Here is a 24,236-nt window from a genome sequence, read left to right as displayed (position 1 = left end):
AATACATAGAATGCGTATGTGTATGGAGAAATAGAACATATGAGCAAAAAAAACCATCCCGCTTGAACCGGGATGGGGATGATTGGTGCGTATGGTCTATAGCAATGATTTGTTGAAGCGGTAGCCGGTGGTTTTCTCAAATCCGATATGACGGTAGAAAGCATGTGCCGGCGCACGTTCCACCCGATTACCGCTTCTCAGGAAAAGCTGGCAGCATCCCTGCTGGCGTGCCCAGTCTTCTGCTGAGGCCACCAGTCTTTTGCCAAGTCCGTTGCCTCTAAGCTCCTCTGCTACGATCAGTGCGGTAATCTCCATAATACAGTCTGCATGCTTGTAATAGGATCTTACCTTCCGTAGTCCAACCATTCCCACAACTTCATTATCCAGTTCTGCAACGAGAGTGCAGTGGAACGGATCATTCTCCATGTCTTCCATTCTTTCTTTCATCACGCTAAGCGTTGTCGGATAGCCGAATTCCCGCAGAAGGGCTGTCACTCTCTCCAGATCATTCAAGCCGCATTTGCGAATTTGCAGTACCTGCTCCTGAGTACTACTGTTCATCCTCAATTACCTCCACTTTTAGCATAGACGCCGCCTGCTTGGCTGTCGTCCGCGCGATTTCCACATCTTCCGCTGCACTTAACGCTACGGCCATCCGCCGTCCAGGGCGGATCTCCGGTTTGCCGAACACACGGACCTGTGTACGGGGAAGCGCCAGCGCTTCGCCAATACCGGTTACCCTAAAAGCTTGTCCGGCTGTTTCTGCCTTCAATGTTGCTGATGCGCCCGGTGACAGCAATTGCACCGAGTCGAGCGGAAATCCAAGAATGGCTCTGACATGCAGAGCAAATTCCGATAAATCCTGTGTAATCATAGTAACCATGCCTGTATCATGCGGTCTCGGTGAGACTTCGCTGAACAATACACCATGATCCGTAAGAAACAGCTCCACGCCAAAAATCCCATACCCGCCAAGCTGGTCTGTAACTGCGCGGGCGATTTCTTGAGCCTCAGCCCACTCGGCTGCATTCATCTGATGAGGCTGCCAGGACTCCACATAGTCGCCGTCCTTCTGAATATGGCCGATCGGAGGGCAGAATAGCGTACCGCTGACCGAACGTACAGTTAAGAGTGTGATCTCACTCTCGAAGGTCACGAAGGCTTCTACAATAACCCGGGTTCCTTTGGCACGTGCACCTTCCAGTGCCGTATTCCAGCAATGCTCGGCATCCTCAGGCTTCTTGCATACGCTTTGTCCTTTGCCGGACGAACTCATTATCGGCTTAATCACACACGGGGTGCCCAGGATCTCTACGGCCTGACGCAGCTCGTCCAGACTATCCGCGAAACGGTAGGCTGCAGTTGGCAGGCCCAGCTCCTCGGCGGCCAGACGGCGAATGCCTTCCCGGTCCATTGTCAGCCGCGCTGCACGTGCTGTAGGAACTACAAAGAATCCTTCTTGTTCCAGCTCCTGCAGTGCATGTGTGGCAATGGCTTCGATCTCCGGAACAATCAGATCCGGCTTTTCTTCACGAATCAGTTTTTTTAGTGCTTCCGCGTCAAGCATATCAATAACATGGGAACGATGGGCCACCCCCATCGCCGGTGCATCTTCATAACGATCCACAGCTACGGTCTCTACGCCAAGGCGCTGAGCTTCGATAATGACTTCCTTGCCCAATTCCCCGCTGCCCAGGAGCAGCAGCTTACGGCTCTGGGCTGAAAAAGGAGCTCCCCACATTGTCGATTTCAACCTCTTTCGCCAATTTGATTGCTGCGTTCTATGTTTCTGTAAACGACGCAATGCAAACTGTAAATTTTCAGGCTCCTTTATTTTCTTCCATCATCCGTCAGAATGCAAGTGTTCTTCGACATTTTCCTACAAACTTCACAGATCGTTGTCCACGATATCGCCTAAAGCTTGTTCAAGTTCCAGCAATTCACTGCTGAGAAGACTCCAGTGCTCTGCAGAATCACCCCCTCTCAGGAGCTCTGTGATCGCTGCTTCCCGCTCGGACAGATTCTCACTCAGCTCCTTCACTACCTGGGACAAAGCGGCATCCATACGTTCTGCATAGAAATCCAGCAAAAAGCTTTCCTGTTCTTCAACAGCCCCTGCCACGGATTCCTTCATCCCAGGCTCGGCCCCTGCTCTAACCTCATTGCGGCCGGTCCCTTCGAAGAAGTGGCGGGGGGATTTGAAGCGGCTCCACAGTGCCGTCCAGTCGAGCGGCTCCAGCCTGACTTCCAGCTTGGCCGGAGCAGACCAAGACTCCCTATCATTCTGAAGAAAGTGTAGCTCTTCCGGAGGTATGGATAGCTCTTCAGCGGCAGCTGCTGCCGCTGAGTGCACCAGACGGCGCCCGGCAGCCTCCAACCGGAGCGTGGTGGCCCACAGCTCCTGCTCCAGCTCTCGCTGAGTCGTCCGTTCCAGTTCTCTTCCACAAGCTGTAAAGATGTCTTTGAGATGACCGCCGTCTTCACGGAGCAGAGAGGGATGGAACGATTCCTGAAAGAAACGCCCAAAGGAGAAAGAGATCCGCTGGCGGACATGATACAGCAATTCCTCACCTTCCCTGCGCAAATCCCGGCGCGGCCGCTCCTCGGCGGCCAATAAACCCAACCGCCGCTCTGCCTGACTCCGCTGCTCCTGCAGTTCCCTCATTTGCACTTCACGCTGCCCCGCCGCCTGACGTGCCTTTTCCTGCCACTCTTCTGTCCGGCGCCGGATGGTGCCGAGGCTGTCTCTGGCCCCTGCCAGTGACAGCTTTGGCAGTTCCCCGCCCGCGAAATGTGCAAGTGCCTGCTCGAAGCTGCTGAACCGGGAAGCTTCATAGATCTCCCGGTTATTTGCCGTTTTCCCTTCCAGTGCAAGCAGGCTGGAGAGGGAATACATCTGCGGTGCATTCAGACCGCCGGCGCGCAGATTCTGCGTAACATGCTGCTGAACCTCCTGTAGCTCTTCTTCATCCGAGGCCAGATCAGAGGCATTGATGATGAAGAACATTTTATCCAGCGCAAAGCTGTCTTTGATCCGGCCCAACTGGGCCAGCAGGCCCCTGTCCGCCTTGGAGAATGCATGATTGTAATAGGTCACAAAACATATCGCATCGGCATTCTTCATGTAACCAAAGGTTACTCCGGTATGACGCGCATGCAGTGAATCCGCCCCAGGGGTATCGACCAGTACGATACCGCCGGCTGTCAGGGGACAGTCATAATAGAGATCTATTCCCTGAATGAAGCAAGCCCGTGTCTCTTCGGCGACCAGCTGGCGGTATTCCTGCAAATCGACAGTGCGTACGGTTCCAAGCAAGGGTTCTGCTTCCTGCCAGCCCGCCGCTGCCGCCCTCAGAAATCCGGCATGCGGCAGTGCAGAGGGATGGAGCCCGCTCACTTGGAGATTCCCAGCGCTCGTAGTCCAGTTCTCCGGCTGCGGCGCGTCAAGCTGCAGCACACTGAAGGAATGGAGGATATCCTCCCAGAAATCCTCCATGCTCTTCATGGTGACCACCGCGCTGGCGTGACGGAAGTCCCCTTCCGGCGCCAAAATGCGGTTCACCGCCGCTGTGGCGGGATGCGGAGACACAGGCAGCACATCTTCGCCCAGTAAGGCATTGGCAAAGGAGGACTTGCCGGCGCTGAACGCTCCGAACAGCGCCAGGGTGAACCGGCCGCCGGCGAGATCCGCCGCCCGCGCCGTCAGGCTGCGCGCTGCCGAGGCCATGGCCGGCTCGCTGCGCAGCAGCTCCGCCGCAGCGTCCAGCACCGCTGCGGCCTTCCCGAGCCGGCGGCGTCCGCCCGCCGGCGAAGCCATACCCGCCGCAAAGCCTGCGGCGGGGCTTCCAGCCGCTGCGCCCTGCGGCGGCCGGGTCTCCCGCGGCGCGGCGCAGGGCGCGCCCGCCTGCGGGGTGACCCTCACCTCCGGCAGCGTGCCGGGGGTGAGGGTGCGGCGCTGCGGCAGCAGCGCCGCGAGTTCTGCCGCGCGGGCGTCCGCCGCGCGGTCAAGGGCGGCCAGCGCGCTGAGTGCGCGCGCCTGCCGCTGCAGGGCTGCCTCGCGGCGCGACACATCCGCGAGCCGCTCGTCCAGGAGCGGCGGCAGCTTCGCCAGCAGCTCATCGCCGATGCCTAGCGCAGCGCGGCGGAACTGGCTCTTCATTTCAGCCGCAAGCGTGCGGCAGAAATTCAGCAGCGCCTCGCCGCTGAAGCCGGTTCCCGGCTTGACGGCAGCCGCCAGCACCCCGGGGCTGAACGCCGGGAACGCCTGCTTAAGTGCCGTCTCCGCCGCCTCGTCCCAGACTCCGAGGTCTTCTCCCCACTGCCGGACCAGCTGGAGCAGATGCCATTCCAGCTGGGCGGCAATCTCCCGTCCCTGCAGCACATGCCAGGCGGCCAGCCGTTTCTGCTGTTCCTTCTCCCGTTTCGCTGCCGTGAAGAGCAGTCCCTTGCGGAAGCCGGGACTGACGCTTTCGGTATAGGCCCCGGCAGCTTCCCGGACCTCTGCCGGCATCAGGCTGCTGTTGCCCAGCAGTGCATCCAGACGGGTTCGCAGCTGCTGGCGCGCTTCTTCAGCCAGCCCCAGAGCCTTTGCCCGCTCATCCGCGCATTCGAGGAGCTCACGCTCCACGTAATCCCGCTCCTCCGCTGTTCCTGCATCCTCAAGAAGATGCTCCCGTTCCTCCCGCTGTCCTTCTCTGTAGGCTGTCAGGGCTGCATCTGCGGTATGATAAAGGGAACGGGACAGACTGTACTGAAGCAGCTCATCCCGTTGCTCCAGGAGTTTCTCAATCAGATTCAGCAGATCCTTCCACTGGTTCAATGGATGCTCCTGAACCTTGAGTGAAGTAAAGAGAATTCCCGCCGGCTGAATCCCCCATTGGCCGAAAGCGCTTACTAATTGCTTCCGGTACACTTCAATGGTAATTTCCTGTTCACGGTGCTTGTCAATCTGATTAATGATAAGATACAGGGGCTTGCCCCATTCACTCAGTGTTTTGGCAAAGGCCAGATTATTCTCGGACTGCACATGATTATAATCCATCACATAAAACACAACATCCGCCAAATGGAGTGCGGAATGTGTTGCCGCCTGATGCCCGTTATCGGTGGAATCCACCCCCGGTGTATCCATTAGGACTCCATAACTCCCCAGCAGCGGTACGTTCTCCCATACCGATATGGCGGCGTATTCGCCCCCTCTGCGGCAAAAATCCTGCAGTTGTTCCGGTGTTGTCTCCCATGGGGCCGGTTTGGTTCCGGCTTCACTAGTTGGCGGATACAGCAGAACACGAGGGGTTCCACTGCGGATGGATACGATATTCGCACTGGTTGGAACCGGTCCGGAAGGCAGTACAGGCCTACCGCACAGTTGATTAATCATACTCGATTTCCCTGCCGAGAAATGCCCGCAAAAGGCAAAGGTCAGCTCACCCGCAGCAGCTTTTAACTCCAAATCCGAGATAATTTGTTCTGCAGCCGGATCGCCCCATTGTTTCATAAGCTTGCTGAGCCCAGAATAGGACGGTTTCTTCAAGATTTCTTTCTCCATTTTGGCCCGTTCCGCTCCCACGTTTACTCCCACCTTCGCTGCTTCGTGTATCGTATGTCTACCAAGAATAGAATAATTACATTTTATCACCAGTTTGCCACAATTCAAATCAGAACTATTTACAAATTCCCCTATAATCCCTCACGAATGTCACAAATCCAGGTATTTCTTTACAAGCTTGTTGAAGTTCTCATTAGCTATTGAAATACAACACCTTATGGTGTTACAATCAATTACGAACCCAAAAGGTGTTACAAAACAGGAGGTAATTTATGCACAGCGAAAAGACATTGCCCGAAATTCGCAAAACTGTAGTTCTTAAAGCTCCCATTGAAAAAGTATGGACAGCTGTGTCCACTTCCGAGGGGATTGCGGCCTGGTGGATGGACAATACATTCGAACCGGTCCTGGGTAAGGAGTTTATCCTGCGTTCCGGCCAATTTGGTGATTCTCCTTGCACAGTAACTGAACTTACCCCGCCTCACCGGCTGGGTTTTGATTGGGGCAAAGACTGGCATCTGGAGTTTGAATTAAAAGAGCTGGACAATCAGCAAACAGAGTTCACCCTGATTCACTCGGGATGGGATGAAACAAAGGCTACCGAGTTCGGACAACCTCATTCGATGATCCGCGGCATTATGGACGGTGGATGGGAAGGTATTGTCAACAAAAGTCTCGTTCGTTATACAGAGGCTTAAGCGGTGGCTGCCCCAGTAATCAAGCATGATGTATTTCAAGCGATCGCCGATCCCACCCGCAGAAGCGTGTTACAGCTGCTTGCCCGTAACGATATGCCGATTGTGGCCATATCGGAGAACTTCCCTCTTTCGCGTACAGCCATTAACAAACATCTGCATATTTTATCTGATGCTGGTCTTGTCAGCTCCAGACGGATTGGCAGGGAGACAAGGTATTCACTTCACCCGGAGCCTCTTGCAGAACTAAAAGACTGGCTTGCCTTCTTCGAGACCTATTGGGAAGACAGACTGTCGCTGCTAAAAGAATTCGTTGAGAATGACACGAACCCGCAATAAGAGCAAAATCAGCAGAAGTTGTTTTCTTTGCATACCAAAAAGCCGGCCCTTGGGCCGGCTTTCTCACATCCGATTTGGGTCACTCCTGCTTATACAATCAAGCTGGGTGGCTTAAGCAGTTTCCAGAACTGGCAACAGAATTTCAAATACCTTGCCATGCTGTAGAATGGTCAGGCCACGGGATTTATCTCTCATCACAACTACTTCAGGTTTTTGGGACATACGTTCCAGGTAATGCTCAGGCACATCGCCGGAGTGGCTGATCGTGATGCCTTCCACTTCCTGTTCTTCGTTTTCCTCAAGTGGACTTTCCACTACACGTTCAAAAATATCGGAGAACGCTTCAAAATTATCGGTATATACAGAAATGCACTTCATCTCTATCCCATCCTCTTCTTCATCTCTAACTCTTAATCACTTGTTTCCGTATGATTCTTAGCTTTCCTGATTACAGTAGTTTTCATACGTTTCTTACCCTCCCGGCACACATCCAAGAGCGGGCACACCTGACATTTGGGATTCTGTGCCTTGCAGTGATAGCGTCCAAAAAAGATCAGCCGGTGATGCGTGAGTGTCCACTCGTCACGCGGCACCGCCTTCATCAGCTTCTTCTCCACTTCCAGCACAGAATCTTTCCAGCCAGCAAGGGCAAGCCTTTTGGCCACCCGCTCTACATGCGTATCCACCGCAATGGCCGGGACTCCAAAAGCGTTGGATACTACCACATTAGCAGTCTTGCGCCCCACACCCGGCAGGGTTATTAACAAATCATGTGCCTGAGGCACCTCTCCACCATACCGCTCAATCAGGATTGAGCAGAGACTTTGAATATGCTTCGCTTTGTTGTGGTACAAACCGATGCGCCGGATGTCGCTCTCCAGTTCCTCTATGGGTACTGAAACATAGTCGAGCGGGGCTTTATACTTTTGGAACAGGTCCTCGGTTACTTTATTCACTGTTGCGTCCGTACATTGGGCTGAGAGCAGCACGGCTATCGTCAACTCAAATGCGTTGCTGTGGTTCAGCTCACAATGCGCATCAGGGAACAACTCTCCGATGGTATCCAGGATGTGGCGGACCTCTGCAACTTTCATAGTGTCCCCTCCACGGAGTGTTACCTCTCACCACCTGCAGTGAGTGTAACTTCTCAATTGTAAAGAAATATAAGCAAAGTATGTATTGTAACGTACACGTTCATACATTATTAACGAACACATCACCAGCTGTATATTTCAAAAAAAACGTCTTGATGCAGGCAAAACGCCTGAATCAAGACGGTGTTTCACACGGAAAATCACCAAGCACTTATTGTTTCACTATCTCAACAAGAATATTATTATTGAAATACATTATAATATTATCATTTTCTTTGAGAGATTGCACGGATAAAGTCGTGTCACCTTGATGAATATATACATTTGCACCCAGCGCAAAGCGGTAATTGTTATCGTCAAGACTTGCGCGTTTTACCAAAATCTCATTCGTTCCGCTCTCGTACCGCGAGAAGGCATGTGACTGCTGGCTCAATACACGAATAATAGTGGACCCATCGGAGTCCTTGCGCACTTCCACACGATCTGCAGTAGTAAGTGAGCCGAGCGTAGTTGCAGTAGACCCGTCACGGATAATCTTGACCCCACCAGTCGGCGTGATGGTCTGAGTACCCGCTTTGTAATCCTTCACAGTTAATGTTCCTGTGCTAGCATTCACAGCTGTCAACTGACCCGTACTAAGCTTAACCGCTTGGAGAGAGAGCGGTGTGCTGCCATTAAATGAGGCATTCACAAAGTCTCCAACCTTCAAATCACTGATCTTAATGCTTTGTCCAGTGTCGCCTGTCATTGGCAGTGTCAGGGTGTACAATTCGGATGTCACTCCCGACCATTTTACTCCCAGCTTGTTTGCGGCTGCATCCAGGGTAATAATCTCGAACTGGACAGAAGAGTTCACCCGCAGAACTGAAACCACGTTCTGGTTACCGGCAAGTACGGCAGTTACCGCACTGTTAAGAGCCACATCGGTGATTGCTAAATTAGAGCGGCCATAGATGTCCACGGACTGCGGATATGGCAGTGTCAGGAGCTGTCCATTGGAAAGCTTTATCGTCATTGTTTTATTGGTTGTACTCACAGCGGTCAGTGTACCATCATATTTGCTGCTCGTCTCCACAGAAATGGCTCGCTGTCCAGCAGCCACAACATCTACTTTGCGGCCTTCGGTCAGTGCATATCCCATATTAGTTAACGAAGTATTCGCCACTCCATCTGAAGCGAGCTTTGTAGTGGTATCGAGCTTCACCAGATGGGCTTTGCCACTACTGTCCATAACCGTCAGCAGTTGGGTTTTCACACTATAATCAACCACTGTCGCACCAGTGAATTGATCAATTTGGCGGCTCAGAACTTCAATTTTCGTCACCTGGTCACTGCTGTTCAAAGTGATCTGCACATTATCTCCGGCAGAGGCGTCGGCGATCAGATCACCAATGACAGGAGTGGTAACACCTGGAATTACGATGGCTGGCGTTGATCCAAGGAGCTTCACTTCACGCGTGCCATCGGATTTTTTGTAGACCACTGTGGAGCTGGTCAGTTCAGTGATCGCCCCCTGCACGGTGCGTTCTACCCCTGAAGTCACATCTACGGACCGGATCATATTATCCTTAACAGAATATTTGACCGAAGCCCCCACCTTGAGATCGGCTGGCAGCAGCACCGAGCTTTGAGAGCTGAACAGGGTGGTGCCATCCTCCCATTTGAAGGATTCCGTTGCCCCATCAGCTGTTTTGAATGTAATGCTCTTGGCTGTAGTATCGACGCTTTGAATGGTTCCGGTGGCTGTTTTGTTCACAATACCCGAGGTTACCTGTACCTTAACCAGCTTGCCTGCACCACTATAGGTCTCCCGAAGCAGGGAAACTTTGCTGGCAGCGGTAATGGAGGCAGGGGTAATTACTGCCCCGTTCACATCCACAAAGGAGGTGCTTCCATCATAGCTGTACTGATCATATCCGGTTGGAGAATCCAGCCAGATTGTACCCGGTGTGATTTTGGCAAATACGCCTTCAATGGTCTGAACCTGCTGAGCTGGATCTGTTACTTCTACATAAGCGGCATTATAGGTAACACCGATAACAGTCACTTTGGTATAAGGCTTGATATCACTGAAATTGATTCTAGTTTCTGAAGTGCTGGTAAAATAGGCGGTACTGTAAGTCAAATCGAATACAGTTGTTCTCCCGTTATTGTATAGTGTCAGCTTGCCGTTCTGAAGGGCACTGATGCTGCCTTTGACGGTATTATCGTAATCCAATGTATTGTGAGCTTCTGCACGGCTGAAGAAAGTAGCCAGCTGCGCACGGGTCACAGCACCTTGCGGGTCAAACCGGTTACCGTCCAGACCATTGGCTAAACCCAGATCCACTGCGGTCTTAATGTATCCCCGTTTGTTCGCAGTAACTTTGGCGTCATCGGCAAACCCGGTCGGTTGACTGGATACAGCAGCAGCATCCGCATTTTTGCCTAGCGCCCGGATCAGAAGCTCGGCTACCCATTCTCGGCTGGCCTTGCGTTCCCCCCAGGAGGTCTTCAGATTATCGGCAGCCATTTCCACCGTCTTGTCCAGCAACCCCTGCTGGAAAGCAAGGACTACATAAGGCTTATAGTAATTGGTTACTTTGAAATCTGTCGGAAGCACAACATCGGTACCGGTATTCACATTGCCCTGCAACTTCATGAAACGGAGTGCCATGAGCACCGCCTCCTGCTGGGTAACGGAATCCCCCGGACGGAACAGACCGTTGTTCCCTACAACAATCCCTTGAGAGGCCAACTTATAAATATGTTTTTCGGCCCAAAAGCCGCTTTTCACGTCAGTAAAAATTCCTGCTGCCGCTGCCGGAGCAGTTACATTAGTCACTGCTGAGGTTGTCACCGGTGCAGCCGTGTCGGCAAACGCGGAAGCTGCTCCGCCAAGCACCATCGTGCCGGCCAGAATTACGGTTGCCGCTTTGCTGGAATAAGTATGAATAGAACGTTTTGACCTTTTTTGCCCGGACAATAGGTTATTCCCCTCTCTGTGGATCATATAAAATACTAGTAAATCATTTCTCCGGTTAACCGGATTATTCCTGCATCTTCCTTACAAACCGCTGTTTTCTCTGGTCATTGGATGTTCAAGATCCACATGGCCCATGAGACTTTCAACTTTTTCGCCATCTACAAGAACCTCTATACTCTTCACTTCTTTAAATTGAAACAGGGTCTCAGCCAGTGCGCTAATGGCAAAAGCCTCACCGCCAGCACCAAGCTGGGCTTCATCCGGTTTATGAATGTCCATCGTAATCTGGCCGTCCGCAAATTTAAGCGATTTAAGTTCAATTTTACCCCATAAAGGAATCTGGTCAGGGTTGGTGCTGCTCTGCAGGGCTTTGTAAGCTTCACTGTACTTCTCCACATCATTTGCATAGCTTATGTCAGCTTTAGCGGGGACCAGCTCCATTTGCTGAGGATCAGTGAAATACACGGATATGTTCAGACTCTTTTTGTCGGGTGCAGTGGGCTGCTCTGTCGCTGCGGGCGAAGGAGTAGCAGGTTCTGCGGTCGGCTGAGCGGTTGCAGTGGCTATAGCGTCCTCGCTGCCTCCGTTGGTGCTTTTAGCAGTACTGCCAGCGCCGTTCACGACCGTTGTGGAATCTTGTCCAGCGTTATCAGCCGGTGCTGCTGCAGGTTTATCGCCGCATCCAGCGATCACAAGCAAAAGCAAAGCTGAAATACCTGCATAGGTCCATTTCTTGTTCATCAACAATTACCCCCTCTGGATGAATATGGGCAGACAGGGCCGCAAAGCCTTTTTGACCTGATTTTACGGCCGAAGCTGACTTTGCGGCCCTGCTCTGCCGCTTGACTGCTGCTATAATTTGAGATATTCCTTAATACCGGCGACAATCCCTGCAGCTACTTTATTCTGCAGATCCTCAGTGAACAACAGGGATTCATCGCCTTTATTGCTCAGGTAACCGACTTCTAGCAGTACGGCAGGCATAGTCGTTTCACGTATGACGTGAAAGTTCCCATACCGGACACCCCGGTCACTTAATCCGGTTGCCTGGACAAGATACTTATGCATTACGTTCGCCAGCGCCTTGCTGGCATCCCGTTGAAAATAGGTTTCCGATCCACTTGATACTGATGAAGCACTGCTGTTGGCATGTACAGAAATAAAGAGGTCCGCTTTGAGATTATTGGCCATGCCTGCCCGATCCTTGAGTTCCAGGAATGTATCATCACTCCGGGTTAGCACGACATCGATGTTATTTTCCTGCTTCAGCAACGCAGCAGCCTTCAGTATCACTGCCAGATTAAAGTTCTTCTCATATTTTCCAGTTACCCCGATTGCGCCTGAATCCTTGGCTCCATGGCCTGCATCCAGCACTACAAGCTTACGTCCGCTATTGCCGGGCAATGTCGCAGTGTCATTTGTGCTTTGTGCATTCAGATCAATAACGACAAGCTTGGAGGTATCTCCTGACACATCAACACTATAGTTTTTGGCTTGATTCAGATCAATTACAAAACGAACCGTATACGGATTAGTGCTGTATAACGAGTAGCGAACGCCCGATACATCCGGATAATTGGTTACACTAAGTTTGCCGTTCAAATTCGGGTCAAGAACCTGGCCTGTCCCGAATGCATCCGAGAATGTGGCGTTTGGCAAATCAATCACGATCCGATCAGGTCCGGATACCTTGGACACCTTCGGCTGGGAACTTCCATCCATTGCAATGCTCAGCCTGTTCTCGCTAAAGCTGACGCCATTAACCATGGTTAAATCGGCCGTCGGATCTGTCGGAGGTACGACTACACCGCTCCCGCCGTCTACCGTACTTCCCCCTGAATCATTGTTACTCTCAGGTATTTCCGGGGTAATAAGATTTACAACCTTGGCTGTGTTATCCCATTTGACCGTAAGGCCGAACTGTTCTCCGATGAACCGGATCGGCACCAGTGTCGTGTCGCTCCTGAGCAGCGGTGCTGTTGTTAGAATCATGGTCTTGTCATCTACGGATGCCGCTGTCTGATCCACAATCAGCTTAATAGTCTTGCCCTGTTGTTCAATCGTAACCGTCTTGCTCTTCTGATCCCAGTCCACCTTATATCCAAGGTTTTCGGCAATCATCCTAAGCGGTACCATGATAGAGTTGTTTACATTCTCAACAGAAACGTCCTGTCCTGCGGTGAGCTCCTTGTCATCCAGAAAAATCTTGCTGGTCCCGGAGGCAGCATGTCCTTGCTCCGGCAGAACCAGTACAAAGAGCAGCAGCAACAGCATAAAAGCAAATTTCTTCATTCTTCACCTCTAAGAATCTAGTATTCCGCCTAAAAAAGCGTTCATGCTGACAATCCGACTGACAACCTTCGACAATCATTAGACTCCGGCTGCCCATAAAAGTTGCGAATATCTGCCATACTAAAACACATTTCCTTACCTCAATTTAGCGGAGCGGCCACTCTACAATCCGAGATACTCCTTGATTCCGGCAACGATTTCCCGGGCCAGATTATCCTGTAACAGATCACTGTAAAGCGCCGATTCGTTACCTGGATTGGTAAGATAGCCTGCCTCCAGTAATACAGCAGGCATACTCGTTTCTCTAGTAACATGAAGACTTTTATTTCTTACCCCATTATCTTTAAAGCCCGTTCCAGCTACCAGATGCTTATGCATGATCTGAGCGAGAGGCAAGCTTTCCGTCCGTGAATAATAAGTCTCACTGCCATTGACCTTGTCTTTGTTCGGATAATCGGCAGGTAAAGAATTGGCGTGCACGGAAATAAACAAATTAGCCTTTGCCGCTTCCGCAATCACTACACGGTCCTGCAGTCCAAGTGTGCTGTCCGTGGTTCGCGTGTAGACAACGGTAACCAGTCCCTCCTGATTCAGCAGTGCTCCTACCTTTTGAATCACAGCGAGGTTAAAGTTTTTCTCCAGTTTGCCCGTCAAGCTGACGGCACCGGATTGCGACCCGCCATGCCCTGCGTCAAGGGCGACTATCGGCTTCCCGGTGATTCCGGTTCCTCCTGTGGTCGGGGTTCCAATACTCCCAGTATTCAAATCAATGGTTACTAGCCCTGTGCTGTCATCCGTACTGACTTTATACGGCTGGCTGCCAACGGTTTGTATAACAAATCTGACAGTGGGCGGGCTTACACTGAATAGTGCATATCTCACATCGGTAATCAGCGGATAGCCGCTTACATCGAGCTTGCCCTGTGGACTCCCGCTGGTGGAAACACCAGGAAAGCTCCCGACAAAATCGGATGCAAATGAAGCGCCGGGAAAATCTATGATGATGCGGTCCGGACTGCTAATCTTGGTCACAGAAGGCTTGGCTCCCCCAGCCGCTGCGATGATTAACCTGTTCTCGCTAAATACAGCGCCCATTACCTGAGGCGTAGTAGCCACGGTACCCGCGCTTCCCGGAATAGGGGTAGGTGTAGGTGCAATCACTCCGGTTACAATATCTCCCCCTGTCCCTTGACCGTCTGCAGGGATGGAGCTTGCTTGTGATGTTGGTGTTGGCGCTGGAATTGATGTCGGTGCTGGAATTGGTGTTGCAGTCGGCTGTGGAACGCTTGAACTGCCTGGGTCGCCAGTTATTCCGCCACTCAAATAGACCGTTTTGTCACTGTTGTCCCATCCAACCTTAAGGCCAAACTGCTCGCTGACAAAACGGATAGGCACCAGCACTGTGCCACGGGTTTGTTTCGGTGCTGCATTCAGCGGCAGAGACACTCCATCAGCTTCGGCTGTTTTGCTGCCTACAGCCAGTTGGACGCTTTTCCCATCCTGCTGTACGGTGACTTTATGTGACTTCTGCTCCCACAGCACCTCAAATCCCAAATTCTCAACCACCACACGGATAGGAATCATAACGCTTCCATTTACGTTTTCCAGGTTAATTCCCTTGGGAAGCTCTAACTCCTTGTTGTCCATTACAATTCTGCCCGTGCTGTTCCCGGCAGCAGCGGCATCATGGCCGGCGAATGATAGCAGTAGCAGTGGCAGCAGCAATAGAAATAGCACCCGTTGTCCGGCTTTTCTCATCCTTTCCTCTCCTTCTGGCAAATGATAAATACATAGATAAGATTAAGACGACAGAAAACTCCAAAAGTTGCCTACTCCGGCAATGAATATATCGATTATAGCAAAAAAACTTCTATTTCCGACACCCGGAAATAGAAGTTTTGTGTAAATATTGTAAAGTTTTCGTATTGACTTCTCTTAAGAAAACAGCTTAGCCGCGTGGCGCTCCTCATAGGCCGCGATTTCATCCGCATGTTGAAGCGTAAGCCCGATATCATCCAGTCCCTGCAGCAGGAACTGGCGGCGGTGCTCATCCAGCTCAAACGTAATACTAAGGCCGTAATCATCACTAAGTTGGTTATTTTCCAGATCCACCGTCAAATGATAACCTTCATGCTCTGCCGTACGTTTAAACAACTCATCTACCTGTGCTTCCGAGAGCTTAATCGGCAGAATACCGTTTTTGAAGCAGTTGTTGTAGAAAATATCCGCATACGAAGGTGCAATCACAACTCTGAAGCCGTAATCCATAATCGCCCAAGGTGCGTGCTCACGTGAGGAGCCGCAGCCGAAATTGGCCCGGGAGATCAGAACCGAAGCCCCTTTATAGCGGGGTTTGTTCATTTCAAATGCCGCATTATCATTTCCAGCTTCATCAAAACGCCATTCGTAGAACAGAAATTGTCCAAACCCCGTACGTTCGATCCGTTTCAAAAATTGCTTAGGGATAATAGCATCCGTATCTACATTTACCCGGTCCACCGGGGCAACGATTCCGGTTAATTTCTTAAATTCATCCATGATTATATCCTCCTGCTCTCTCAAGTTCTATGCGTTGACGGCTTCCGTCTTATAGTTCCAGTCACGGACATCAGTAAAGTGACCCTTGATCGCAGCCGCAGCCGCCATAGCAGGAGAAACCAGATGCGTGCGTCCGCCGCGTCCCTGACGTCCTTCAAAGTTACGGTTCGAGGTAGATGCGCAGCGCTGTCCAGGCTGCAGAACATCCGGGTTCATAGCCAGGCACATACTACAGCCGGCTTCCCGCCATTCGAATCCTGCTTCTGTGAATATTTTATCGAGCCCTTCCTTCTCGGCCTGAAGCTTCACGCGTCCAGATCCCGGAACCACTATTGCAGTAACCTGATTAGACACTTTATGTCCCTTGGCTACCTCAGCGGCAGCCCGCAAATCTTCAATGCGTCCATTCGTGCAAGATCCGATGAAGACATAATCGATGCCGATTTCGGAAATCGGTGTTCCTGGCACCAAATCCATATACTCAAGCGCTTTTTCAGCGGCTTTGCGTTCATTTTCTGTTGTGAAATCTGCCGGATTCGGCACAGTGGAGCTGATATCCGTACCCATACCCGGGCTGGTTCCCCAGGTTACCTGCGGAATCAAAGTCTCTACATCGAATTCAACAATCGTATCGTACTCTGCACCTTCGTCGCTGACAAACCCTTTCCAGGTTTCAACGGCAGCTTCATAAGCTTCACCCTGCGGCACGTATTGGCGTCCGCGCAGGTAGTTGAAGGTAGTTTCATCCGGCGCAATCAGACCGGCTCTTGCCCCGCCTTCGATCGACATGTTGCAGACGGTCATGCGCTCTTCCATCGACAGTTCGCGAATCGCTTCGCCTGTATATTCGATAACATAGCCGGTAGCAAAATCCGTACCGTATTTGGCAATCACACCGAGGATCATATCCTTGGCAGTAACACCGGGATTGCGTCTGCCGGTGAAGCGGACTTCCATCGTTTTGGCCTTCGATTGCTGCAGGCACTGGGTGGCCAGCACATGCTCTACTTCACTGGTACCAATTCCGAAAGCCAACGCGCCGAATGCCCCGTGTGTGGAGGTATGGCTATCGCCGCAGACGATGGTTTTACCAGGATGAGTCAATCCGATTTCCGGACCCATTACATGCACTACACCTTGGTCAATATCATTCAGATCGAACAGTCTTACACCAAAGTCACGACAGTTCTGCGACAGGGTATCGATCTGCTGCTTGGAAATAGGATCCGTGATATTGTAGCGGTCCTTGGTAGGCACGTTATGATCCATAGTTGCAAAAGTAAGACCCGGACGGCGAACCTGGCGGCCGCTGAGACGAAGTCCTTCAAAGGCCTGCGGGGAAGTAACCTCATGCACCAGATGCAGATCGATGTAAATGATACTTGGCTTACCTTCCTCCTGATGGATTACGTGATTGTCCCAAATCTTTTCAAACATTGTCTTGTTGCCCATGTTTTCACCTCATATAGTAGAATCGTTCATTGGAAGAGAAAGTGGAGTCTCTCTTGAATGCTCTAAATATAACATCGCCACGTTTATAATTCCAAGATATGATTTCTATAAAAGCCATAGGTGGAGCCTATAAGTCTGGATAAGAATAGAGGAATATTGATGAATTCCTTCCGCTTCCGCCACATAACTGATATGCAACTGATCCCTGACCGCTCCCACCTTAAGCTGCAGCAGGTCAGAAACGCGTAGGCCGCTGTGAATGCCCATGCAGAAGAAAATATTATTTCGAAAGCTGCTCACCTTCAGATAATTTCATATCTGGATTATGCCGGCAATGTCCCGTATCGGCGGTACCTGGTTCATAAAACCACCTCGGATTGAACAGCAACCAATAAACCCACCACGGCACAAAAAAGGACACTCCAAGAAAAAAAATAAGGAATGCCCATCATTTTAGTAATAAACTTACCAACTCAATTTTCAATTAATTATTTTTCGGATGATCAATATTACCTACTTGTTGATTTAACAGACTTACTAATTCCTTTGAATTATTACTCATTCCGTCTTCAACATTCTGATTCTTTTTAGAATTGAAAAGTAGCTGCGAATTGTTTTCTGTACTTGTAGACTCGTTCTCAGCTTGTTTTATTTCACTCAATAGAACCTTTGATCCGTCTGAATTAACAATGTACTGTCTAATATAAGCGCCTTCCTTTGCTGTAACCAGGTGCCCTTTTTTTTCTACCGGTTTGTCTTTCTTTTCTTCTTCTTTCTTTTCATTTGTTTGTACGAGTAGCGTTGATTCAAACAAATCTTTATTACTTGATAGATTGTTGCGTTGGTTACTATAATAAACGCTAGGACTAGAATTGTTAATACGCATGCTTCCACATCCTCTTCCAATAGATTTTATTTATCATTAAATATCGGTATCTTTTATTGAGAAATGAATGCAAACTGGATTCTTTCCCCAAATCACCTTCTCAGGCTCTCTCGGAGACACCTTATCTCCATTTCACTCTTCCTTCGGATAAAATATAGAAGAACAGTTTACACCCCATATTCGCAAACACTTGGGAAAATGAATACCGTACACCACCAAACCCATTATTAAAGGTTGCCAGCATACCTCTTCTTGCGTTCATTTATCCGTGAGCACATCGGATATAAGCTCCTGTAGCCGGAAGCGATACGGCTTATTACAGGCCATGATTCAACTTAGCGAGTCAAGTCCTTTTCTGCACAAGGCAGATAGGTTATATGTGAAGCACCCTTGTGTACTGAGCCAAGTGGTACTTGGCCGTCATAACGCCCATAGAGGCGCTTGTCACTGATTTCAAAATATTCAGTGTATGCTGCTGGCATACTACGGATTTGAGCGGAGAGTCAATGTGTGCTGTGGACATGGAGCGGACATGAATATTTTGGATTAATATTTCTCATGAATTAATGCTAAAATACCTTTAAAAAATGGGGTGACTATTATGTCAGATGAAGATTTTCAATGGGGACCAGCTATTCAAAAGGGGGCTGAAGCGGCTGAGGTTGCATTTGGCCAAGGTATTGGCGCCGCAATTGCAACACAATTGGCAGCAACTTTATTCGATAAAGGCGGTGAGGATAAATTTGCTGATGCAATAAAGGACTTGAAAGTTAGTATTCATGAAATGATTGACCAAGCCTTTTTGGATCATGATGTAGCTCAATTGGTTGGCTTTGGAGCAGATTTAAAAGCATACCTTGCTACTTATGCTTACAATCCAAAAAAGGCAGATCACGAATTGATTGCTGGAGTTCATCTGTTGCTTCCAGGCTTACTTAGTTCAATTGCGGGAAAAAATTCTTTTGAAGCATTGACTGCATTGGTTTACGGTGTCAATGTTTTTATTCAAACACTCATTGCACGTTCAACAGAATTTCCGACATATAGAAGTGAAGCGAAATCTAATTTGATTTATTACTCTGACTTAATTGAAAAAAGATGTGAAGCTTTCAGAAATCAAATTAATGATACTGTAAGTCCTCCAGAAACAGAAACTTTGATTTGGAATATATTTGAGGTTAAAGACGCATTACTTCAAATCAAATCAGAAAGACCTTTTCAACCCGTCACCTATGCAAACGGATTTACCTACAAATTACAAGTTTACTTTTTGGATCTGCATATCCCTCACATGCGTGAAGAAACGGGGCAACAGGTCTATCCTTTTAGAGGAATAAGGAACTCACAGGATTTAATTGGTGGTGCGGCGTACAGACAATTTACACTTGATGATATTAAAGTGACAAATTCATATCTTGAAATTGAGAAGAATCGAAGGGAGATTATGCAAAAAAGAATTGATAATTTGAATTTTTTATTAGAACCTACCAGTAAAGCAATTTCAAAATGGAGAGAAATATCAAAAGCAGCTACAGAACCAGTACCAACAAATTAAGATAAGAAAGAGCAGTGTAATCAATCAAATTTCACTGCTCTTTCTCCCCTAATCCTCCAGTAGGATCATCAGACCCAGCATACCTGCCAGTCTATAAATGGCCATTGACTTAAATTCGTCGGTAATGTCGGTTACTGAATCCCAGTTCCTCAGCCGGTTCCGTGTTCATCACATCATCATCATTGATGCATCTTATACGGACAAGCTTTCTGCTGCCGGGTCCCCTGCAATACCTAGTATATCAAAGGGTTTTTGCCTGATATATTCTATAAAAGCCATAGGCTTGACCTATAAGCAGCAAGATGGCCCCTCGTATTTATTTAATTTTGTCCAAGCACTCTATCATCCCCTCTCATAAGCTGTGTCAACTACATGAGAGGACTGGTGAATAACAAATGAGCATTCAGTTTTTAGATATGCGGATTTCCCAGGACAGTATTACGGATCAGCCGGGCGCTTCATTATCTTCTTCTTCATTCCCCTATATTTTTGGTGATATTGGGTTGCAGACGGCTGGTATTGCCCCTGGTAATGTAAGTTTGGTGCGTGTGACGCTTAATGCCTATGCCCGTCTGACTATGGCTATCTCGTCCAACCCTACGATCGTTCCGGATGCCACTTTTACAATCCTCCGGAATTCGATCCCTATCTTTACTACGGTCTATCAAAAGCCAGCGTCTCAATCGATGACGGAGCTGACGTATGAGATGGCCGGTATTACAGCTGTTGATTTCCCTCCCTCTGCCGATGTGCTCGCAGGTCAAATCCGATATATCATAAGCGTGACTACAAATTATGGTGTCACTTTGGGAGCTAGATGCTTCTCTGGAATTGCAGTTGCAGGCTAATGGATACCATTGGGGTTGAGCATCGGCTATCCTACTTCCGGTAATCCCTTTTGGCAATACCACTTATATTAATAACAATATTTATAGGTTATACTTATAAGTAACAATCTATTTAAAGGTGTGGAATCTGTTTATGGAACTCAGACAGCTGCAATATGCATTACAGATAGCAGCAGAACGTAACTTTTCCCGTGCTGCAGACAAGCTGCATATCGCTCAGCCTTCACTCAGCCAGCAGCTTTCGAAGCTGGAGAAGGAGCTGGGCGTTCTTCTTTTTCAGCGGAATACCAGCTCAGTGGAACTTACTCATGCCGGGGAGAAATTTGTGGAGCAGGCGCAGACGATTATTGATGCTGTAGAGCTATTACGGCAGGAGATGTCGGATATCTCCCAGTTGCGGACCGGACATGTAGTTGTAGGGAGCATGCCCATCACCGGTGCGCATTTGCTGCCGCATGTGCTGCCTGTGTTCAAAAGGAAGTTCGCCGAGGTTGAAATCACGCTGCTCGAAGACTCCTCCATGAATCTGGAAAAACTCACGGCCAGCGGTCAAACAGACTTAAGCCTGCTTTCCTTGCCTCTGGAGATCCCGACACTCGCCTACGAAGTGCTGGGTGAAGAGCGGATCGATCTGGCCGTCCCGCCAGAGCACCCGTTCGCTTCAAGGAGTGCGGCCGGGATTCGCACCTCTCTGGAGGAGCTTAAGGATGAGCCATTCATTGTTCTAAAAGAAGGCCAGGGCTTTCGTAAAATGACTGTCGAATTATGCCGGGGAGCCGGATTTGAGCCGCGTATCGTATTTGAGAGTAATAATATGGAGACCGTTCAATCACTCGTCGCTACCGGAATGGGAGTAACGCTCGTCCCCCATTTTATCGCCAGGGCACCACGCAGTGAGTTCGTTCCCGTCTATTTACCCCTGGCCGAGCCGGTACCCAGCCGTACGTTGGTGGTTGCCTACCGGCGCGGACGCTATTTATCCAAAGCAGCAGAAGCCTTTATAGAGACCTTCAAAACAACCGTCAAAGATCTTTCCGATGAATAGCCAACCAGCAATCAGCGTATGCATTCTTATGAAAAGAGCCTTCAGGCCTCATAAATGAGCCGGGAAGGCTCGTCCACAGTCTATATACTCAAATTATGCTAATTCATGAGGCGGTTCTGATCATCCGTCCAATGGGCTGTGCTTTCGTCAACCTTGTTAATGTCTTCACTGGTAAAAAATATTACGCTCGCGCACTTTGCAAACCCGACATTTGCGTGTTATTCTAAATGACAAATAGTGAAACGTGCAGACGGGACCAGTACGAATAGGCGATTATCCGTGATCAGAGAGTAAATTCCGGCAGGCTGGGAGAATTTACCGCGGTTGTCCTTTCCGAATCCTACCCCCGAGCGGCCTGCCCTTGCAGGACGGAAACTCCCGTTATGAGAATGAAGTCGGATGAACCCTCATCAATGAAGGTGGTACCGCGGAAGTTAACCAAGCTTTCGTCCTTTGCTAAGTCTAAGGATGGGGGCTTTTTGTCGTTTTCAGCGTGACATAGATGTAAATTTGAGAAGGAAGTGAACCACATTGACAACACGAATCGTGGTCAAAATCGGCAGCAGCTCGCTCACCGGACCTGAAGGTGGATTGAACCATGAAGCAGTAGCTTTCTTTGCTGCTGAAATTGCCGGACTGCGCAAAGCCGGGTGTGAAGTACTGCTAGTTACCTCCGGTGCCGTAGCCGCCGGATTCCGGGGCATCGGCTATCCGTCGCGGCCCAAGCTGCTGCATGAGAAGCAAGCTGCCGCTGCGGTCGGCCAGGTGATGCTGATGCAGGCCTATCAGGAAGCCTTTGCGGAGCACGGCATTCCCACTGCGCAGATTCTGCTGACCCGAACCGACTTTTGCAGCCGGAGGGCAATGAACAACGCAGTGATGACGGTAGAGGAGCTTCTGCGGCAAGGAGCTGTTCCCGTATTTAATGAAAATGATACCGTTTCGGTAGATGAGTTGAAATTCGGCGATAACGATACCTTATCAGCCCTGGTGGCAAATCTGCTAAAAGCCTCCCATCTCCTCGTGTTAACCGATATGGATGGCTTATACAGTGGTGATCCCCGCAAGAATCCGGCGGCCATACGCTATGAGCGTGTGGAGGAGATTACCCCCGAGATTTATGCCTTTGCCGGAGGCGCGGGCTCCAGTGTCGGCACTGGCGGCATGCGTTCCAAGATCGATGCTGCCAAAATCGCCACTCGAGGCGGAGTCCCCGTCTTCATAGGCAGAGCAACCGAGCCCGGAGATTTGGAGTTGGCTGCCGATGGCAACGGAAAAGGCACCTATTTTGCCACGACCCTTTCTTCCTTACCCGTGAAGAAACAGTGGCTCGGCTTCATGTCCACTCCTCTTGGTTCTCTGTATGTGGATGAAGGTGCGGTGGAAGCACTTCTCCATGGCGGGCATAGCCTGCTGCCAGTTGGTGTAAAACGGATTGAAGGGAATTTTCATTCAGGGGATGTTGTGGAAGTCCTTGGACCTGACGCCAAGCTGCTTGGGCGGGGAATTGTGAATTATGACGACACCCAGCTCCGCAGTATTCAGGGACTGCCAAGCGGTCAGATCGTGCCGAAGCTGGGGGAAGTTCACCGGCTGGAGGTTATTCACCGTGATGAATGGATTACCTTGCGTTAACAGCTCGAAGCGTTTTCCGAACCTGATTTCAGGGTGTAAAACTTAAAAAACTTTTAGGAGGTTGTAACATGAGTGAGGTTGTAAACAAAGCAGCATTAGCCAAAGAAACGGCTGGTGTGCTAGCCAGTCTGAGCACCGGCCAAAAAAATGAGGCCTTGCTGGTTATGGCCGAAGCCTTGATCCGTGAAGCTCCCGCGATCATTGCTGCTAATAGCGAAGATTTGGAGCGAGGGCGGCTGGGCGGTACTCCGGAATCAATGCTTGACCGGCTGGCACTGGATGTCGGACGGATCACGAGCATCGCAGAAGGACTCCGGCAAATAGCCGAACTGCCTGATCCAATCGGTGACAATCTGGAAACCATCGAACGTCCAAATGGACTGTTTATTGAGAAAATCCGTGTACCGCTGGGTGTCATTGGCATTATCTACGAGGCACGTCCTAATGTAACGGTAGATGCAGCGGGTTTATGCCTAAAAACAGGGAATGCCGTAGTCCTGCGCGGCGGCTCCTCTGCTCTGTCTTCCAACCGTAAAATCATCGAGGTGCTACACCGTGCACTTATCGAAACAGCCATCCCAAGCCAAGCACTGCAATTAATCGAAGATCCGAACCGTTCCTCGGTAGATGAGATGCTGAAGCTGAACGGACTGCTTGATGTAATCATTCCGCGCGGTGGGAGTGCGCTGATTCAGAATGTCGTGCTTAATGCCACCGTGCCCGTCATTGAAACAGGAGCAGGCATATGCCATACTTATCTGGATGCCAGTGCTGATCGGGAAATGGCCTTGTCGATCAGTCTGAACGCCAAGGCCCAGCGTCCCTCCGTGTGCAACTCCATGGAGACGCTGCTGGTTCACCGGGATTTTGCTGCAGAGCATCTCCTTGCTGTGGCGGAAGCATTCCGCGAAATCCCTGTCGAGCTGCGCGGCTGTCCAGAAACGGTTGCTAGGATTCCTTGGGCATTGCCGGTATCCAACGAGGATTTCGCTACGGAGTACAATGACTATATTCTTAATATCAAAATCGTCGGCGGGCTGGATGAAGCGCTGCAGCATATCGCTGAGTTCAGCACCCGGCATTCCGAATGCATCGTAACGGCGGATGCGGGTAACGCGGAACGTTTCCTTCAAGAAGTGGATGCTGCCGCTGTCTATCATAACGCCTCAACGCGCTTCACGGATGGCTTCGAGTTCGGATTTGGGGCAGAGATTGGCATCAGCACCCAAAAGCTGCATGCACGCGGCCCGATGGGACTGCCGGCACTGACTTCAACCAAATACAAAATTCACGGCTCCGGACAAATCCGGGGATAAACCTATGATGCCGAAGCTAGTTTTTTAT

General features: G+C 50.0%; 19 protein-coding genes. 7 read left to right on the top strand and 12 right to left on the bottom strand.

What is annotated here, in order from left to right; all coding sequences use genetic code 11:
- Nucleotides 1–96: 96 nt before the first annotated feature.
- The 3 genes from A3844_RS12890 to A3844_RS12880 form a co-directional block, all read right to left on the bottom strand.
- A complete protein-coding gene (locus A3844_RS12890; RefSeq protein WP_074087685.1) occupies nucleotides 97–561 on the bottom strand; it encodes a GNAT family N-acetyltransferase in 465 nt (154 codons plus the stop codon).
- Nucleotides 551–1,741: a formate-dependent phosphoribosylglycinamide formyltransferase gene (gene purT, locus A3844_RS12885; protein WP_074087684.1), complete on the bottom strand. Its 1,191-nt coding sequence runs from the start codon at nucleotides 1,739–1,741 to the stop codon at nucleotides 551–553. Before purT ends, A3844_RS12890 begins: the two co-directional genes overlap by 11 nt.
- Before the next feature lie 147 nt (nucleotides 1,742–1,888).
- Complete coding sequence (locus A3844_RS12880; protein ID WP_143192074.1) at nucleotides 1,889–5,569, bottom strand: dynamin family protein; 3,681 nt, start codon at nucleotides 5,567–5,569, stop codon at nucleotides 1,889–1,891.
- A 251-nt stretch (nucleotides 5,570–5,820) separates the two neighbouring features.
- On the opposite strand from A3844_RS12880, the gene A3844_RS12875 reads away from it, so the two are divergent.
- Together A3844_RS12875 and A3844_RS12870 are read left to right on the top strand one after the other, a co-directional pair.
- The gene (locus A3844_RS12875; RefSeq protein WP_074101340.1) at nucleotides 5,821–6,246 is read left to right on the top strand and encodes an SRPBCC family protein; all 426 of its coding nucleotides are present in this window, start codon (nucleotides 5,821–5,823) and stop codon (nucleotides 6,244–6,246) included.
- Nucleotides 6,247–6,249: 3 nt separating this feature from the next.
- Nucleotides 6,250–6,582 (top strand): ArsR/SmtB family transcription factor, encoded by a 333-nt coding sequence (locus A3844_RS12870; RefSeq protein WP_074101338.1) that lies wholly within the window; start codon nucleotides 6,250–6,252, stop codon nucleotides 6,580–6,582.
- 111 nt (nucleotides 6,583–6,693) lie between these two features.
- On the opposite strand, the gene A3844_RS12865 is transcribed toward A3844_RS12870, so the two are convergent.
- The 9 genes from A3844_RS12865 to A3844_RS12820 all read right to left on the bottom strand — a co-directional run bounded on the left by A3844_RS12865 (nucleotide 6,694) and on the right by A3844_RS12820 (nucleotide 17,809).
- Nucleotides 6,694–6,960: a hypothetical protein gene (locus A3844_RS12865; protein WP_020432793.1), complete on the bottom strand. Its 267-nt coding sequence runs from the start codon at nucleotides 6,958–6,960 to the stop codon at nucleotides 6,694–6,696.
- 32 nt (nucleotides 6,961–6,992) lie between these two features.
- Nucleotides 6,993–7,676 carry an endonuclease III gene (gene nth, locus A3844_RS12860; RefSeq protein ID WP_074101337.1) on the bottom strand — a complete coding sequence of 228 codons (684 nt, stop codon included), beginning with the start codon at nucleotides 7,674–7,676 and terminating at the stop codon, nucleotides 6,993–6,995.
- 211 nt (nucleotides 7,677–7,887) lie between these two features.
- Nucleotides 7,888–10,641, bottom strand: coding sequence for an S-layer homology domain-containing protein (locus tag A3844_RS12855; protein WP_167374674.1), 2,754 nt, complete (start codon nucleotides 10,639–10,641; stop codon nucleotides 7,888–7,890).
- An 81-nt stretch (nucleotides 10,642–10,722) separates the two neighbouring features.
- On the bottom strand, nucleotides 10,723–11,382 hold the full coding sequence (locus A3844_RS12850; protein ID WP_074101333.1) for a GerMN domain-containing protein: 660 nt from the start codon (nucleotides 11,380–11,382) through the stop codon (nucleotides 10,723–10,725).
- 111 nt (nucleotides 11,383–11,493) lie between these two features.
- Nucleotides 11,494–12,933 carry an N-acetylmuramoyl-L-alanine amidase family protein gene (locus tag A3844_RS12845; protein ID WP_074107574.1) on the bottom strand — a complete coding sequence of 480 codons (1,440 nt, stop codon included), beginning with the start codon at nucleotides 12,931–12,933 and terminating at the stop codon, nucleotides 11,494–11,496.
- A gap of 162 nt (nucleotides 12,934–13,095) precedes the next feature.
- On the bottom strand, nucleotides 13,096–14,691 hold the full coding sequence (locus A3844_RS12840; protein WP_074107573.1) for an N-acetylmuramoyl-L-alanine amidase: 1,596 nt from the start codon (nucleotides 14,689–14,691) through the stop codon (nucleotides 13,096–13,098).
- Between the two features lie 177 nt (nucleotides 14,692–14,868).
- Entirely contained in the window at nucleotides 14,869–15,471 is a 603-nt protein-coding gene (gene leuD / locus A3844_RS12835; protein ID WP_074087676.1) for a 3-isopropylmalate dehydratase small subunit, read from the bottom strand.
- Nucleotides 15,472–15,498: 27 nt separating this feature from the next.
- Nucleotides 15,499–16,923 carry a 3-isopropylmalate dehydratase large subunit gene (leuC, locus tag A3844_RS12830; protein ID WP_074107572.1) on the bottom strand — a complete coding sequence of 475 codons (1,425 nt, stop codon included), beginning with the start codon at nucleotides 16,921–16,923 and terminating at the stop codon, nucleotides 15,499–15,501.
- A gap of 484 nt (nucleotides 16,924–17,407) precedes the next feature.
- Complete coding sequence (locus tag A3844_RS12820) at nucleotides 17,408–17,809, bottom strand: hypothetical protein (RefSeq protein WP_083606823.1); 402 nt, start codon at nucleotides 17,807–17,809, stop codon at nucleotides 17,408–17,410.
- Between the two features lie 601 nt (nucleotides 17,810–18,410).
- On the opposite strand from A3844_RS12820, the gene A3844_RS12815 reads away from it, so the two are divergent.
- The 5 genes from A3844_RS12815 (at nucleotide 18,411) to A3844_RS12795 (ending at nucleotide 24,208) form a co-directional block, all read left to right on the top strand.
- The gene (locus A3844_RS12815; RefSeq protein WP_074107571.1) at nucleotides 18,411–19,364 is read left to right on the top strand and encodes a hypothetical protein; all 954 of its coding nucleotides are present in this window, start codon (nucleotides 18,411–18,413) and stop codon (nucleotides 19,362–19,364) included.
- A 395-nt stretch (nucleotides 19,365–19,759) separates the two neighbouring features.
- Entirely contained in the window at nucleotides 19,760–20,212 is a 453-nt protein-coding gene (locus tag A3844_RS12810) for a hypothetical protein (protein ID WP_074107570.1), read from the top strand.
- Nucleotides 20,213–20,345: 133 nt separating this feature from the next.
- The gene (locus A3844_RS12805; RefSeq protein WP_074087672.1) at nucleotides 20,346–21,257 is read left to right on the top strand and encodes a LysR family transcriptional regulator; all 912 of its coding nucleotides are present in this window, start codon (nucleotides 20,346–20,348) and stop codon (nucleotides 21,255–21,257) included.
- A gap of 531 nt (nucleotides 21,258–21,788) precedes the next feature.
- Entirely contained in the window at nucleotides 21,789–22,892 is a 1,104-nt protein-coding gene (gene proB / locus A3844_RS12800) for a glutamate 5-kinase (RefSeq protein ID WP_074107569.1), read from the top strand.
- 68 nt (nucleotides 22,893–22,960) lie between these two features.
- Nucleotides 22,961–24,208, top strand: a complete 1,248-nt coding sequence (locus A3844_RS12795) for a glutamate-5-semialdehyde dehydrogenase (RefSeq protein WP_074107568.1) — start codon at nucleotides 22,961–22,963, stop codon at nucleotides 24,206–24,208.
- Nucleotides 24,209–24,236: the final 28 nt, after the last annotated feature.

Origin of the sequence: Paenibacillus helianthi, assembly GCF_001909055.1 — a bacterium.
GTDB classification, from domain to species: Bacteria; Bacillota; Bacilli; order Paenibacillales; family Paenibacillaceae; genus Paenibacillus_AQ; species Paenibacillus_AQ helianthi.
The sequence above is the reverse complement of the archived record's forward strand: the minus strand, read 5'-3'. Positions and strand labels throughout refer to the sequence as shown.